Origin of the sequence: Streptomyces sp. NPDC048057 (genome assembly GCF_040653095.1) — a bacterium.
GTDB lineage: Bacteria > Actinomycetota > Actinomycetes > Streptomycetales > Streptomycetaceae > Streptomyces.
The window spans coordinates 176,751-191,957 of the sequence record NZ_JBEZNF010000007.1; the positions used below are offsets into that span (position 1 = coordinate 176,751).

Annotated in this window: 10 protein-coding genes; 4 read left to right on the forward strand and 6 right to left on the reverse strand. The window is 71.1% G+C overall.

What is annotated here, in order from left to right; all coding sequences use genetic code 11:
- Positions 1 to 88: 88 nt before the first annotated feature.
- Positions 89 to 2,299, forward strand: a complete 2,211-nt coding sequence (locus AB0E05_RS10340) for a transglycosylase domain-containing protein (RefSeq protein ID WP_361961363.1) — start codon at positions 89 to 91, stop codon at positions 2,297 to 2,299.
- Positions 2,300 to 2,404: 105 nt separating this feature from the next.
- Here AB0E05_RS10340 and AB0E05_RS10345 read toward each other — a convergent pair whose 3' ends face one another.
- From AB0E05_RS10345 to AB0E05_RS10360, 4 genes are all read right to left on the reverse strand, one after another.
- A complete protein-coding gene (locus AB0E05_RS10345; RefSeq protein ID WP_361961365.1) occupies positions 2,405 to 3,856 on the reverse strand; it encodes a catalase in 1,452 nt (483 codons plus the stop codon).
- 161 nt (positions 3,857 to 4,017) lie between these two features.
- Positions 4,018 to 5,967 carry a SpoIIE family protein phosphatase gene (locus AB0E05_RS10350; protein WP_361961367.1) on the reverse strand — a complete coding sequence of 650 codons (1,950 nt, stop codon included), beginning with the start codon at positions 5,965 to 5,967 and terminating at the stop codon, positions 4,018 to 4,020.
- A 502-nt stretch (positions 5,968 to 6,469) separates the two neighbouring features.
- Positions 6,470 to 7,186 (reverse strand): DUF402 domain-containing protein, encoded by a 717-nt coding sequence (locus tag AB0E05_RS10355; protein WP_361961370.1) that lies wholly within the window; start codon positions 7,184 to 7,186, stop codon positions 6,470 to 6,472.
- A gap of 17 nt (positions 7,187 to 7,203) precedes the next feature.
- Entirely contained in the window at positions 7,204 to 8,619 is a 1,416-nt protein-coding gene (locus tag AB0E05_RS10360) for a class II fumarate hydratase (protein WP_361961372.1), read from the reverse strand.
- A gap of 129 nt (positions 8,620 to 8,748) precedes the next feature.
- Here AB0E05_RS10360 and AB0E05_RS10365 point away from each other — a divergent pair, with 129 nt between their 5' ends.
- A complete protein-coding gene (locus tag AB0E05_RS10365; RefSeq protein ID WP_361961374.1) occupies positions 8,749 to 10,305 on the forward strand; it encodes a ricin-type beta-trefoil lectin domain protein in 1,557 nt (518 codons plus the stop codon).
- A 266-nt stretch (positions 10,306 to 10,571) separates the two neighbouring features.
- On the opposite strand, the gene AB0E05_RS10370 is transcribed toward AB0E05_RS10365, so the two are convergent.
- Positions 10,572 to 12,236: a fumarate hydratase gene (locus tag AB0E05_RS10370; protein ID WP_361961376.1), complete on the reverse strand. Its 1,665-nt coding sequence runs from the start codon at positions 12,234 to 12,236 to the stop codon at positions 10,572 to 10,574.
- Between the two features lie 326 nt (positions 12,237 to 12,562).
- Between AB0E05_RS10370 and AB0E05_RS10375 the strand changes: the two genes are divergently transcribed.
- Positions 12,563 to 13,249 carry a DUF1707 domain-containing protein gene (locus AB0E05_RS10375; protein WP_361961379.1) on the forward strand — a complete coding sequence of 229 codons (687 nt, stop codon included), beginning with the start codon at positions 12,563 to 12,565 and terminating at the stop codon, positions 13,247 to 13,249.
- Between the two features lie 165 nt (positions 13,250 to 13,414).
- Positions 13,415 to 13,759 carry a WhiB family transcriptional regulator gene (locus AB0E05_RS10380; protein ID WP_361961381.1) on the forward strand — a complete coding sequence of 115 codons (345 nt, stop codon included), beginning with the start codon at positions 13,415 to 13,417 and terminating at the stop codon, positions 13,757 to 13,759.
- Positions 13,760 to 14,109: 350 nt separating this feature from the next.
- Here the strand turns inward: AB0E05_RS10380 and glpX are convergent, their stop codons facing one another.
- Positions 14,110 to 15,141 carry a class II fructose-bisphosphatase gene (gene glpX / locus AB0E05_RS10385; protein WP_361961383.1) on the reverse strand — a complete coding sequence of 344 codons (1,032 nt, stop codon included), beginning with the start codon at positions 15,139 to 15,141 and terminating at the stop codon, positions 14,110 to 14,112.
- Between the last annotated feature and the right edge of the window lie 66 nt (positions 15,142 to 15,207).

The following is a 15,207-nucleotide window of genomic DNA, read 5'->3' on the forward strand; positions in this document are numbered from 1 at the left end:
ACAGGGAGCGGTGTTAGCTTTCTTAGCTGCTTCCGGTCGGGCTGCGACCTGGGACGAAGAGCTGAGCGAGAGCGGAGCGGGACGGGTCATGGGCCGAGCCGAGGAGCGACGAGCCCGGCAGCGCGATGCGCGCCGGGCGAAGAAGGGGGCCAAGCCCACGGGCATACGCCGCTTCTTCACCTGGAAGAAGATGCTGGGCACCTTCCTCGGCGTCTGCCTGCTCGGCATGGGCGCGTTCTTCGTGCTCTACCTGATGGTGCCGGTGCCGGCGGCCAATGCGCACGCCGAGATGGAGAGCAACGTCTACAAGTACAGCGACGGCACCATCCTGGCCCGCACCGGCGAGTACAACCGCGAGATCATCGGCCTGGAGAAGCTCAGCGAGGAGGTCAGGTACACCTTCGTCGCCGCGGAGAACAAGAGCTTCTACAAGGACAACGGCATCGACTTCAAGGGCACCACCCGGGGTCTGCTGAACACCCTGTCCGGCAAGGGCAAGCAGGGCGGCTCGACGATCACGCAGCAATACGTCAAGAACTACTACCTGAACCAGGACCAGACGGCGACCCGCAAGCTCAAGGAGCTGGTGATCGCCCTCAAGGTGGACCAGGAGAAGAGCAAGGACGACATCCTCGCCGGGTACATCAACACCAGCTACTACGGCCGCGGCGCGTACGGCGTCCAGGCCGCGGCGCAGGCGTACTACGGCGTCGACGCCGAGAAGCTCTCGGTCCAGCAGGCTGCCTACCTCGCGGCCCTGCTCCAGGCCCCGAACCAGTACGACTGGGCGCTCGCCTCGGAGACCGGCAAGAAGCTGGTGACCGACCGCTGGAACTACGTCCTGGACAACATGGTCGAGATGGGGAAGCTCGACTCGGCCAAGCGCGCCGGCCTCACCTTCCCGCAGCCCAACCCGCCGAAGGCCGCTCCAGGCATGGGCGGCCAGGCCGGCTACCTCGTCGAGGCCGCCAACGCCGAACTCGCCCGGGCGGGCATCAGCGAGCAGGACATCAAGGCCGGCGGCTGGACCATCACGCTGAACATCGAGCCCAAGCGGCAGAAGGCGCTGGAGACGGCGGTCGACAAGGAGCTGGAGGCCAAGCTCGACCGCAAGAAGGACAAGAAGGACGCCACGGTCCAGGCCGGTGCGACCTCCGTCGACGCGCAGACGGGGCGGATCGTCGCCATGTACGGCGGCGTCGGCGCCACCGAGCACTGGCTCTCCAACGCCACCCGCCGGGACTACCAGCCCGCCTCCACCTTCAAGCCGATCGTGCTCGCGTCCGCGCTGGAGAACGAGTCCCGGACGCAGGACGGCCAGCCGATCAACCTGAACACGGTCTACGACGGCACGAGCAAGCGCCCCGTGGTCGGCAGCGACACCCCCTTCTCCCCGGAGAACGAGGACGACCGCGACCACGGCAAGGAGATCACCGTCCAGAAGGCCACCAACAGCTCGGTGAACTCGGTGTACGCCCAGATGATCGTGGACGTCGGCCCCGGCGACACCAAGGACACCGCGCTCGACCTCGGCATGAAGGACGGCGAGGGCTGGCCGGAGCGGCCCGCGATGTCCCTGGGCACCATGGGCGCCTCCACCGTGGACATGGCCGGGGTGTACGCCACCTTGGACAACCACGGCAAGAAGGTCACCCCGACGATCGTGAAGTCCGCGGAGCACCGGGCCCGCAAGGCGGACCGGAAGGACCCGATCGGCGAGCAGGTCGTCTCCCGCGGCACCGCGGACACCGTCACCGCCGCTATGGAGGGCGTCGTCAAGGAGGGCTCCGGCCGCCAGGCCGGCGGCAACTACGACGCCGCGGGCAAGACCGGCACCTCCGAGAACAACCGCTCCGCCTGGTTCGTCGGCTACACGCCCAAGCTGGTCACCGCGGTCGCCCTGTTCGGCGAACAGTCCGACGGCACGGGCCAGGTCACGCTGACCGACACCATCAACCAGGGCCGGGCGAACGGCGGTGGCGTCCCGGCGCGGATCTGGAAGGCGTACACCTCCGCGGCGCTGAACTCCGCGGACGCACGGATGAAGTTCGACCTGGAGGTCAAGGAGCCGGCGCGGCCCCTGCCCGACCCGTCGCCCTCGCAGAGCGAGGCCGACCCCTCGCCGTCGCGGAGCGAGGAGCGCCGCGAGGAGGACGAGTCGCCGGCGGCGCCCTCCACGTCGTCGAGCCGTCCGCCGACGAACGACCCGTCCCCGTCCCGCAGCGAGGTCGACCCCTCACCGTCCACGTCCTCCTCCGGCCCCCCGACGTCCCCGTCGGGCGCGGGCGTCCCCCGCTAGGTCCTTTCCGAGAGGGCCCAGGCCCGCGGGGCGGGGCGGCTTGGGGGCGCTGGGGGACCCCAGCGCCCCCAAGCCGCTTCCCCGTGAGGCACTGGTGAAGGCGGGCTAGCCGCCGTTGACCTTGGAGGCGATGCGGTCGCCCAGGGTCTTGTCGACGTTGCGCCAGTACTGGAACGCCCGGTCCAGCGTCGGACGGGACACCCCTTGCAGCAGGTGACCCGAGACGTTCGACACCAGCCGGTCCCTCGCCGCGTCGTCCAGGACCTCGCGGACCTGCGTCCCCGCCTGACCCCAGTCGTCGTCCTCGCGGTGCAGCTTGTACGCCTCCCGGACCATCTCCCCGGCCGTCGCCCAGCCGGCGACCTCGCCGAAGCGGGCGGTGTCCGCCGCGGGCCCGCCGAAGGAGTTCGGCGCGTACGGCATCGCCGTGTTCGCCGGGAAGTACCGCATCGGCCCGTCCTTGGCGTACGAGTTCACCTGCGACCGCGCACGGTTCGGCGGCAGCTGGGAGTAGTTGGGGCCGATCCGGTACCGATGGGTGTCGGGGTACGAGAACAGCCGTCCCAGCAGCATCTTGTCCGGCGACGGCCCGATGCCCGGCACCAGGTTCGACGGCTCGAACGCGGCCTGCTCGATGTGGACGAAGTAGTCCTCCGGATTCTGGTTCAGCGTCATCCGGCCGACCTCGATCAGGGGGTAGTCGCCGTGCGGCCACACCTTGGTCAGGTCGAAGGGGTTGAAGCGGTAGTCGGGCGCGTCGTCGAACGGCATGACCTGCATGTACAGCGTCCAACTGGGCGCGTCCCCGGCCGCGATCGCGTCGTGCAGGTCGCGGCGGTGCTTGTCCGCGTCCGACCCGGCCAGCTCGTCCGCCTCTGCCTGGGTGAGGAACTCGATCCCCTGGTCCGTCTTGAAGTGGTACTTCACCCAGAACCGCTCGCCGCCGCCGTTCACCCACAGGTAGGTGTGCGAGCTGTAACCGTTCATGTTGCGGTACGTCCGGGGGATGCCCCGGTCGCCCATCAGCCAGGTGACCATGTGCGCGGACTCGGGGGACAGGGTCCAGAAGTCCCACTGCATCTCGTTGTCCCGCAGCCCGGAGTCCGGGCGGCGCTTCTGCGAACGGATGAAGTCCTGGAACTTCTGCGGATCGCGCACGAAGAAGATCGGCGTGTTGTTGCCGACCATGTCGTAGTTGCCGTGCTCGGTGTAGAACTTCAGCGCGAAGCCGCGCGGGTCGCGCCAGGTGTCGGGGGAGCCCTGCTCGCCGGCGACCGTCGAGAAGCGCGCCAGCATGTCGGTGCGCTTGCCCGGCTGGAAGAGGTCCGCCTTGGTGAACTGGCTGACGTCGTTCGTGACCTCGAAGAAGCCGTACGCGCCCGCTCCCTTGGCGTGCACCACCCGCTCGGGGACCCGTTCACGGTTGAACTGGGCCATCTTCTCGATCAGATAGTGGTCCTGGAGCAGGATCGGGCCGTCGGAGCCCACGGTGAGCGAGTGTTCGTCGCTCTCCACCGGAATGCCGACGTTGTTCGTGGTGTAGGGGGTCTCGCTCACGAGCGCCTCCCGTCGTGAGACATGGATGGGTCGCTACGGGCGCCGTGTACCCCAGTGAACTCCGCCGACACGTCGTCGGCAACACGAGACGGGCCCGCTGCCGCCGCCCGGCGTACCCGGGCGGCGGCAGCGGGCCCGCCGTGGCGGACGACCCCCGGTGACTACAGGCGGGTCGGCAGCTCGAACCAGACGACCTTGCCGCTGGAGAGCCGGGTCGCTCCCCACCGCCTGGCCAGGCGGTTCACCAGGAAGAGCCCGCGCCCGCCCTCGTCGGTGTCCCGCGCCTTGCGCTGGCGCGGCAGCTGCGGCGAGTCGTCACCCACCTCGCAGCGCAGCACGTCCGTACGGAGCAGGCGCAGCGTCACCGGGCGCTCCGCGTAGCGCACCGCATTGGTCACCACCTCGCTGACCAGCAGCTCCACCGCGTCGGACAGCTCCTCCAGGCCCCAGCGGGTGAGCGCCCTGCGCGCCAGCCGGCGGGCCCGGCCGGGAGCCGCGTCCTCCGGGTCCAGGAACCAGTACGCGACGTCGCTGGGCGCGATCCCGTCGAAACGGGCCGCGAGCAGGGCGATGTCGTCGTCCCGGTCGCCGGGGCCGAGCATGTCGAGCACGTCGTCGCAGAGCGCCTCCAGCGGCGGCGCGTGGTCCGGTCCGGTGAGCTGGGCGGTGGCGTGCAGCCGCTCCCGCAGTTGCTCGATCCCGGTCCACACGTCGCGCAGTCGGGACTCCACGAGCCCGTCGGTGTAGAGCAGGAGGGTGGCGCCGGCGGGTGCGTCGAGTTCGACGGCTTCGAAGTCCACGCCGCCGACGCCGATCGGGGCACCGGGCGGTACGCGCAGGACTTCTGCCCGGCCGCCGAGGTGGAGCAGGATGGGCGGCGGGTGGCCGGCGTTGGCGATGGTGATCCGGTGCGAGACCGGGTCGTACACCGCGTACATGCAGGTCGCCATCCGGTCCGTGCCCAGGCGCTGGGCCTGCTCGTCCAGGTGGTGCAGGACCTCCTGCGGCGGCAGGTCGAGCCCGGCGAGGGTCTGCGCCGTGGTGCGCAGTTGGCCCATGATCGCGGCGGAGGTCATGGAGTGGCCCATGACGTCGCCGACGACGAGGGCGACGCGGCTGCCGGGCAGCGGGATCGCGTCGTACCAGTCGCCGCCGACCCGCGCGGTCTCGGCCGCGGGCAGATAGCGCGAGGCCAGCTTGACCCCGGTCGGCTGCGGCAGGGAGTCCGGCAGCATGGTGCGCTGGAGTTCGTCCGCGATGTACGCCTCGCGCCCGTACAGCACCGCCTTGTCGATGCCGAGCGCGGTGTGCGTGGCGAGTTGGGCCGCCACGAGCAGGTCGTTCGGCTCGAACGCGGGCCGGTCGGGGCGGCGCAGGAAGACGGCAGCACCGATCACCCGGCGCCGCCCGCGCAGCGGTGCCAGGATCGCGCGGTGTCCGTTCGGTACGGTCCGGCCGGCGCCGAGCAGCTCCGGCAGCGCGGCACGGGCCGCGGCCGAGTCGCCGAAGACGGGCCGCACCCCGCGCAGCACCTCGGAGAGGGCGCCGCCGGAGCGGACCTCGCACTGCTCGGCCGCGGGCGCCAGCTCGTTGTGCTGGTCGATGACGGGGAGGAGGCCCGTACCGCCGAAGTCGGACCCGTCTTCAGCTAAACGCAGCCGGTCCGTGCGGCGCAGGCGCAGCAGGAACGGCGAGACGGGGCGCTCGTCGCCCACCGGCAGGGGGTCGCGCAGATAGACCAGGATCGCGTCCGAGAAGGTCGGCACCGTGGCCCGGCACAGCCCCAGCACGATCTCGTCGAGGTCTATCCCCCGGGCGATCCGGCGGGTCGCGGCGCCCACGAAGCGCAGTCTGTCGCCCTCGCGACGGGCCGCGCCGGCCGCGTCGAGGGCGGCCCCGCCGGGTCCGCCGGGTCCGCCGACGCCGCTGGTGGCCGTGGTGGGGTTGGTCGGCGGGGGAGCGCCGGCGCCCGGGCCGCCGGGTGCCGGCACGGGGGAGACCGTGGCGGACATCGCGGTGGCGCCGGCCGACTCCGCCCGCGGCCGGGTGCGTTCCTGCGACCGGGCAGCCAAGGGCTGTCGGCCTTCATGGGAGGTGGGCTGCTCCGTCACGCGTGGGCTTCCGTCCATCTGGGCCGGGTGTGCGATGCGTACGCCTCAAGGAGCGGTATACCCGCTCCGGGGGCGACGTCGACAGGGTGGCGGAGGCCCCGCACGGCTCCACCCCCTCGTGGTGACTCTAGTGACTCGCGACGACTCTTTGGTGACTTACGGTCAGGCCCTGCGCTGCGCTCAACGATGACCGAACGGATGGCGAACGAGTGCAGAACGGTGAGCCTTGCGGACGACGATCCTACGTTTGCCCCCCGGGGGCGCATCAAGAGTCTCACGACGTCCTTCACGCCGGAGTGCGTTCTTGGACCGGAGTCGGACAACTTGTGACGGCGAACACCCTCACATCTGGGCCGTCACCCGCACATCTGCGTTGCCGGCGGGGTGTTCGCCCCCCTTTCGGCCGGTCCCGGCGCCAGCGCGCCGAGTTGACCGCGGGAGGCACGGGTGCTTCGGATGCTCGGAGGTTTGGGGGGCGTGGCCGCTTGGCGGGGTGGCGCCCTCAGGGCGCGGTGCGCGCAGGCGTGCGCCCCCAGTCGCCGGGAAGCTCCGGCACGTGCCAGGCCGGGTCGGGTCGCCAGTGCTCCCAGCCGTCCGAAAACGGCGGCCCCCAGCCCTTGATGACCTCCACCGCGGCGGCTCCCGCTCGACGGACCCGCGCGGCCTGCTCCGCACCCATCAGCCCCGCACGCTGGGCCTCGGCGAACTCGTCCTCGTCCAACCACAGCCAACTGCGGTCAGGGAAGACCGAGATGTCGAGAAAATGGTCCTCGGAGTCGGTTCCTCCACACCATCGAGTACGCGGTTCTTCCAGGTTGACGTACCAACTACGGAACGTCCAGCCCTCGTCCCAGAAGAGCCACACCGACCACGGCTCGCCGGGCCGCACCAGCTTCAGCACGCCGGCGCCCCGCCAGTGGTCGCGCACGACCCGGCGCGGGGCCGTGTAGCGGGTGGCCAGCGGTTGTTCGTGTAGCGGGGTGCCGTCCGCGCTGACCGGCTTGATGCACGGGGTGCCGGGGGCGATCCACACGGCGAGCAGGTCCGCGCTGTCCTCGACGACGGTCGCCGGGCGGCAGATCAGGAAGCCGCCCGGCTCGCCCTGCCCGTCTTGCTCGTGGCGCCCGTCCCGCTCGTCGTACGTGCCGTGGTCGCGGTAGCGCCACAGGATGTGCTCGCCGGGGCGCCACCGGCGTTCCACGCGTTCCGTGCCTGTCATGAGCAGATCTTAGGAGGTCAGGGACGCGTCATCCGCAGGACGTCGAGGGCCTCGTCGAGCTGCTCCAACGTCAGGTCGCCGCGCTCCACGTACCCCGACTCCAGCACCACCTCGCGGATCGTCCTGCGCTCCGCCAGCGACCGCTTGGCCACCTTCGCGGCCTCCTCGTACCCGATGTAGCGGTTCAGCGGGGTGACGACGGACGGCGAGGACTCCGCGTACTCCCGCGCCCGCTCGACGTTGGCGGTGATCCCGTCGACCGTGCGGTCCGCGAGCAGCCGGGCTGCGGACGCCAGCAGCCGCACCGACTCCAGCAGGTTCTTCGCCATCACCGGCAGCATCACGTTCAGTTCGAAGTTGCCGGCGGCGCCGGCGACCGCGACCGTGGTGTCGTTCCCCGTCACCTGGGCCGCGACCATCAGGACCGCCTCCGGGACGACCGGGTTGACCTTGCCCGGCATGATCGACGAGCCGGGCTGGAGGTCGGGCAGGTTGATCTCGGCGAGCCCGGTGCGCGGGCCGCTCGCCATCCACCGCAGATCGTTCGCGATCTTCGTCAGCGAGACGGCGACCGTCCGCAGCTGCCCCGAGGTCTCCACCAGGCCGTCGCGCGCGCCCTGCGCCTCGAAGTGGTCGCGCGCCTCGGTGAGCGGCAGCCCGGTGGCGCGGGCCACCTCGGCGATGACGTCGGCGGAGAAGCCGGGCGGGGTGTTGATGCCGGTGCCGACCGCGGTGCCGCCGAGGGGCAGCTCGGCCAGCCGAGGCAGCGCCGCGCCCAGCCGCTCGATGCCGTACCGCACCTGGGCCGCGTACCCGCCGAACTCCTGGCCCAGCGTGACGGGCGTGGCGTCCATCAGATGCGTGCGCCCCGACTTGACGACGTCCGTGAACGCGGTCGCCTTGCGCTCCAGGGCCTTGGCCAGGTGCTCCAGGGCCGGGACCAGGTCGGTGGTGACGGCGGCGGTGGCCGCGATGTGGATGGAGGACGGGAAGACGTCGTTCGACGACTGGGACGCGTTCACCTGGTCGTTGGGGTGGACCGGGCGGCCCAGCCGCTCCGTGGCGAGGGTGGCCAGCACCTCGTTCATGTTCATGTTCGACGACGTGCCGGAGCCGGTCTGGAACACGTCCACCGGGAACTGGTCGTCCCAGCGCCCCTCGGCGACCTCGGCCGCGGCGCCGGCGATCGCCTCGGCCACGTCCTCGTCCAACACCCCGAGCCGGGCGTTCACCCGTGCGGCGGCGCCCTTGATCCGCGCCAGCGCCGCGATGTGGGAGCGCTCCAGGCGCTGCCCCGACACCGGGAAGTTCTCGATCGCCCGCTGCGTCTGCGCCCGCCACTTCGCTTCGACCGGGACGCGGACCTCGCCCATGGAGTCGTGCTCGATGCGGTACGCGTCGTGGTCGCGCGCCTGGTCGCCGGTTGTGGACATGGGCCGTGTACCTCCTGAAGGACTCCTGCAAGGCTCCTGAAAAGGTGAGCACTTGTCTTGTTCTGCCTATTCCCCTGTGCGCTACCTGCCAGTAGAACCCGGGGTAACCCAAGAGCAGGGGAGGCGCACATGACGCACGTGAAACACCCGCCGAAGCGGACCACCGGGCGCGGACTCCGCCGTACGGTCGCCGCCGTGGCCGCGCTGGCCGCCGCCGCGGTCGGCCTCGCGGCCCCCCCGGCGACCGCGGACCCCGGCGCACCCGCCGCCGTACCGACCCGCGCCGTCGCGCCGCTGTCACCGGAGCTGGAGGCGATCCGCGCCGCGGAGGCCGTGAAGCTGTACGGCAGCCCCGAGGTCCGCCCGCCCGCCCAGCGCAAGACCGGGCTGGTCTCCCTCGGCGACAGCGAGATCTCCGGCGAGGGCGTCGGCACCTACGAGCCCGGCACCGACGGGCCCACCAACTGGTGCCACCGCTCGCCCGACGCGGCCATCCACCGCACCGGCATCGCCGCGGACGTGACGTACAACGTCTCCTGCTCCGGCGCGTACACCGGCAACATCCGCATCGGCGGAACGAAGCAGTACGCCGACGAACTCGTCCAGAGCGACAACCTCGCCGTCAAGGCGCGCAACACCCGCATCAAGATGGTGCTGCTGGTCGCCGGGGCCAACGACGACCTCCAGTTCGGCCCGGTCATGACCGACTGCGTCGTGCGTTACGTGACCCTCCAGGGCCCCTGCGAGCCCAAGTACGCCGCCGGCTGGCAGGCCCGCGTCGACGCCCTCGTCCCCAAGGTCGAGGGCACGGTGCGCGACCTGCGCACCGTGATGCGCGACGCCGGGTACGCCGACGGGGACTACAAGCTCGTCGTCATGGGCTACCCCAGTCCCATCGGCCCCGACTTCCGCGACAACCCGAACTTCCCGGGCAAGCTGATCTGCGGCGGCATGGGCTACGACTCCGACACCGTCTGGGGCCGCGACACGGCGGTGCCCGCGTTCCAACGCGGCATGCGCCAGGCCGCCGCGTCGACCGGCGCCACCTACCTCGACAACTCGCGGCTCTTCCACGGCCACGAGGTCTGCACCCAGAACACCTGGGTCCGCGGCCTCTACCTGGACCTGTCCAACCCGGTCCCGCCCAGCGAACACACCGCGCGCCAGTCCTTCCACCCCAACGCCCGGGGTCACCAGGCGTTCGCCGCCTGCCTGACCCAGCTGTACGGCTCCTCCCTGCGGGAGGCGAGCTGCGCCGAGACCAGCTCCGACGCCAAGCCCGTCCTGCGCCCCTTCGCCTGGGACGACGCGTACGCCCCGCTGCGCAACCAGGCGACCGGCGGCTGCCTCGACGTCTCCGGCTCCGTCACGCGCAACGGCACCGCCGTCGTCGGCTGGGACTGCCACGACGGCCGCAACCAGGGCTGGTGGTACGACGCGAAGGCCGGCACCCTGCACACCGAACTCTCCCAGGACCGCTGCGTGGACGTCCCCGGCGCGCAGTACCGCGCGGGCGCCGAGCTGATCGTCTGGGACTGCTCCGGCGCACCGAACCAGCGCTTCGTGAAGCAGGACGGGACCCTGCGCCCGACCGCGGCGCAGGACTTGTGCGCGACGCATGAATCGGCGAAGTCCCCGATCCGCCTGCGGGCCTGCACGGGCGCACCGAACCAACGCTTCGCGTAGCGACGCGAGTACCTGCCGGCAAAATCCGGCCTCGCCGGCGTCTGAGGCGCTGGGGGTACCCCCACGCCCTCCGGGCGTGGGGGGCGGGTTCGGGGGCTGGCCCCCGACGGGTGCCCGCGCTTGTCCGGGCGCGGATCGCACCGCCGGGGCTCTGCCCCGGACCCCGCGCCTCAAACGCCGGCGGGGCTGATTTAGCTCCGCCTCGAACCTCGCCGGCTCAGTCGGCGAGGCTGAACTCGCTCAAGCGTCGGCGCGGCCGGATGCGCTCAGCCCAGCCCCGGTCCGCGGACCGGGATGGAGGTGAAGGTGGGCGCGGGCGCCGGCTCGGTGAAGAAGTCGTTGCCCTTGTCGTCCACGACGACGAACGCCGGGAAGTCCTCCACCTCGATCCGCCACACCGCCTCCATCCCCAGCTCCTCGTACTCGACGACCTCCACCTTCTTGATGCAGTCCTGCGCAAGCCGGGCCGCCGGGCCGCCGATCGAGCCCAGGTAGAAGCCGCCGTGCGCGGCGCACGCGTCCGTGACCTGCTTGCTGCGGTTGCCCTTCGCGAGCATCACCTTGGAGCCGCCCGCCGCCTGGAACTGCTCGACGTACGAGTCCATGCGCCCGGCCGTGGTGGGGCCGAAGGACCCGGAGGCGTACCCCTCGGGCGTCTTCGCGGGGCCCGCGTAGTACACGGGGTGGTTCTTCAGGTACTCCGGCATCTCCTCGCCCGCGTCCAGCCGCTCCTTGATCTTCGCGTGCGCGATGTCGCGCGCGACCACGAGCGGACCGTTCAGCGAGAGGCGGGTCTTGACCGGGTACTTGGTCAGCTCGGCCAGCACGTCGTCCATGGGGCGGTTGAGGTCGATCCGGACCACGTCGCCCTCGTCGAGGTGCTCGTCCGTGGTCTCCGGCAGGAAGCGCGCCGGGTCCTTCTCCAGCTGCTCCAGGAAGACGCCCTCCGTGGTGATCTTCGCGACGGCCTGGCGGTCGGCGGAGCAGGAGACGGCGATCGCGACCGGCAGGGACGCGCCGTGCCGCGGCAGCCGCACCACGCGCACGTCGTGGCAGAAGTACTTGCCGCCGAACTGCGCGCCGATGCCGATGCGCTGGGTCAGCTCGAAGACCTTCTGCTCCAGGTCCTTGTCGCGGAAGCCGTGCCCCGTGGCGGAGCCCTCGGTCGGCAGCTCGTCGAGGTAGTGCGCCGACGCGTACTTCGCGGTCTTCAGGGCGTACTCGGCGGACGTGCCGCCGACCACGATCGCGAGGTGGTACGGCGGACAGGCCGCCGTGCCCAGCGAACGGATCTTGGCCTCCAGGAACTTCATCATCGCGGCCTCGTTGAGGACCGCCTTCGTCTCCTGGTAGAGGAAGGACTTGTTCGCCGAGCCGCCGCCCTTCGCCATGAAGAGGAACTTGTACGCGCCACCGTCGGTCGCGTACAGCTCGATCTGCGCCGGCAGGTTGGAGCCGGTGTTCTTCTCCTCCCACATGGTCAGCGGCGCCATCTGGGAGTAGCGGAGGTTCAGCTCGGTGTACGCGTCGTAGATGCCGCGCGACAGGGCCTCCTCGTCACCGCCCTCGGTCAGCACGTTCTGCCCGCGCTTGCCCATCACGATCGCGGTGCCGGTGTCCTGGCACATGGGCAGGACGCCCGCGGCGGCGATGTTCGCGTTCTTCAGCAGGTCCAGGGCGACGAACTTGTCGTTCGACGACGCCTCGGGGTCGTCCACGATGCGGCGCAGCTGCGCGAGGTGCGCGGGGCGCAGGTAGTGCGAGATGTCGTGCATCGCCTCGGCGGCGAGCTTGCGCAGCGCCTCCGGCTCGACCTTGAGGAAGGTGCGCCCGTCGGCCTCGAAGGTGGAGACGCCCTCGGAGGTCACCAGACGGTAGGGGGTGGTGTCCTCTCCCAGGGGGAGCAGGTCGGAGTACTGGAATTCCGGCATGACGGCCATTCCTCACACGGCGGGCATTGGCATACGACACCGACGGGCGACGGCGCGCCCCCCCAGCGTAGAACGCGCGCGGGCGGGCGAGCCGGTGAGGTAAGGCTCAGTAACCGCCCGCCGGTGGCGGTGTGGCTGTGGGTGGTCGTGCGCGGAGGTGGCCGGGCACGACCATCTCCGCGCACGCGGAGGTGGCCGGGCGGGTGACGATCGGGGCAAGCGGGGCGAACTGGCCCGTCCAGTAAGGGGATGATCCGGGGTATCCCGGATCCCCGTCAGGGTGTTGCCCCTAGTTGCGATCTATCGCGTTTCGCTACGCTTGGGACGTGGACCTCGAAAAGCACCCGCAGAAGCCCGCCGCCCCCGCGGAGAACGGCGCCGCCGCCCGGCCGTCGGACTCCATGCGGGCGTCCGACGCCGACCGGGACCGGATCGCCGACATCCTGCGGGACGCGCTGGCCGAGGGACGGCTGGACGCCGAGGAGCACTCCGAGCGCATCGACGCGGTGTACCGGGCCAAGACCCTGGGCGAACTCCAGCCCATAGTGCAGGACCTGCCCGCCCCTGCCGCCGCCGGCAAGGCGCGGGAGGCCGCTCCGTACGGATACGGCCCCGAGGTCGGCGCGGGCCCGGGGGAGAACCTGGTCGCGGTCTTCTCCAGCACCGTCCGCAAGGGCCGCTGGAGCATCGGCCAGCGCACCAACGCGTATTCGATCTTCGGCAGCATCGAGATCGACCTGACCGAGGCGCTGTTCCAGCAGCGCGTCACGGTGATCAACGCCACATCGATCTTCGGCAGCGTCGAGGTGCGCGTCCCGGAGAACATCACCCTGCGCGGCACCGGCAGCGGCCTCTTCGGCAACTTCGAGATCCGCGCCCTGGAGGCGGCCAACCCCGACGCCCCGGTCGTCGTCGTCAGCGGGTACTCGGTCTTCGGCCACGTCGAGGCCAAGCCGAAGCGCGGTCGGCGGGTCGCCGACCTCCACAACCGCCTGCGGAAATACCTGAGCTGACCGCGGCGCCCGCGCGGGGTCGTCGACGTCGACTTCCGGCCATGAGCCTCCGTGCGCTGGCGGTGCCCCCGGAAGGGAGGGCCACTCAGTGCATAGGCGTGCGTACAGCGGGTAGGGAGTGCTGCATCGCCTCTCGCTCGCGAAGCCGTCGTCAGGAGTAGACCCGTGCTGCAACTGCCGTACCAGTCCTTGCCGGTGACCGCCGTACCGACCCAGCGGGCCCCCGTGAGGGAAGACCAGGACGGACCCTGGCACGCAGACGCAGTGTGCCGACGGGACGAGGCCGGACTCTTCTTCGCCCCCTCCAAGGAGCCGACGGCGGCGCGACTGTCACGCGAGGACGCGGCGAAGCGCGTGTGCGCCCGTTGCCCGGTCATGGTGGAGTGCCGCGACCACGCGCTGCTCCAGCCGGAGCCGTACGGAGTGTGGGGCGGCCTGACGGCGGCGGAGCGACGCGTGATGCTGGCCCGTCGCCGCCGCCGCGCCACGACGAAGAAGAACGCGGCGTAGCCCCCATGCGGGGGTGCTTGCGCCCGGCCCCCTCGCCGTAGCCGCACGGGAGCGTCGGCCTCTGCGGCTCGGTGGGGCCTTTTCGCGCAGTTCCGCCCCCTACGCCCAGAGGGCGTGGGGGCCCCAGCGCCCCTGATTGCCCACGCCCTGCGGGCGCGGGGGACTTTCCCGGGGTAATCCGCAGGTGACCGACAAGGGGAGCAAAACAGGGGCGCGGGGAACTGCGGGACAAGCCCACCACCGGGCCGCGGTGACCGACGCTCCCGCAGGGGTACGGCGGGTACGTTACGCGCAGCCCCCGCAGGGGAGGCGCGAGTCGTGCACGCGCGGGCGGTCCGGGGCGCCCCGGGCTACTGGGCGCGGTCGAAGTCGATCGCGCTGTACGCGCGGAGCTTCGACAGTCGATGCGTCGAGTCGATCTGCCGGATCGTCCCCGACTTCGACCGCATCACCAGCGACTGCGTCGTCGCCGTCTCCGCCCGGTACCGCACCCCCCGCAACAGCTCCCCGTCCGTGATCCCCGTCGCGACGAAGAACACGTTGTCCCCGCTGACCAGGTCGTCCGTGAGCAGCACCCGGTCCAGGTCGTGGCCCGCGTCCAGCGCGCGCTGGCGTTCCGCGTCGTCCTTCGGCCACAGCTTGCCCTGGATCGTGCCGCCCAGGCACTTGATGGCGCACGCGGTGATGATGCCCTCGGGCGTACCGCCGACGCCCATCAGCATGTCGACGCCCGTGCCCTCCCGCACCGCCATGATCGCGCCGGCGACGTCGCCGTCCGAGATGAACTTGATGCGGGCGCCCGTCTCGCGGATCTCCTTGACGATGCCGTCGTGCCGGGGGCGGTCGAGGACGACGACCGTGACGTCCTCGGGGGAGGAGCTCTTCGCCTTGGCGACCCGGCGGATGTTGACCGAGACGGGCGCGTTGATGTCGACGAAGTCCGCCGCCTCGGGGCCGGTGACCAGCTTGTCCATGTAGAAGACGGCCGAGGGGTCGTACATCGTGCCGCGGTCGGCCGCCGCCAGGACCGCGATCGCGTTCGGCATGCCCTTGGCGGTCAGGGTGGTCCCGTCGATCGGGTCGACGGCGATGTCGCACTCCGCGCCGGTCCCGTCGCCGATGCGCTCCCCGTTGAAGAGCATGGGCGCTTCGTCCTTCTCGCCCTCGCCGATGACGACGACGCCGTTCATCGAGACGGTGTGGACGAGTGTCCGCATGGCCTTGACGGCAGCACCGTCCGCGCCGTTCTTGTCACCGCGCCCGACCCACCGACCCGCGGCCATGGCGGCGGCTTCGGTGACCCTGACCAGTTCGAGGGCGAGGTTGCGGTCGGGGGCCTCGGGCGAGACCTCCAATGGGGACGGCAGGTTGTGCTCGGACATCGGAGCGCACCTTTCTGTACGACGACGACCGTAAATGAGGGTGATCTGACTCTATCGCCAGAGCGG

Bases quoted from the DNA above. Each gene is read 5' to 3' on its own strand.
- AB0E05_RS10365 (WP_361961374.1), top strand. From the start codon at position 8,749: ATGACGCACGTGAAACACCCGCCGAAGCGGACCACCGGGCGCGGACTC.
- AB0E05_RS10340 (WP_361961363.1), top strand. From the start codon at position 89: ATGGGCCGAGCCGAGGAGCGACGAGCCCGGCAGCGCGATGCGCGCCGG.
- AB0E05_RS10360 (WP_361961372.1), bottom strand. From the start codon at position 8,619: ATGTCCACAACCGGCGACCAGGCGCGCGACCACGACGCGTACCGCATC.
- AB0E05_RS10355 (WP_361961370.1), bottom strand. From the start codon at position 7,186: ATGACAGGCACGGAACGCGTGGAACGCCGGTGGCGCCCCGGCGAGCAC.
- AB0E05_RS10370 (WP_361961376.1), bottom strand. From the start codon at position 12,236: ATGCCGGAATTCCAGTACTCCGACCTGCTCCCCCTGGGAGAGGACACC.
- glpX (WP_361961383.1), bottom strand. From the start codon at position 15,141: ATGTCCGAGCACAACCTGCCGTCCCCATTGGAGGTCTCGCCCGAGGCC.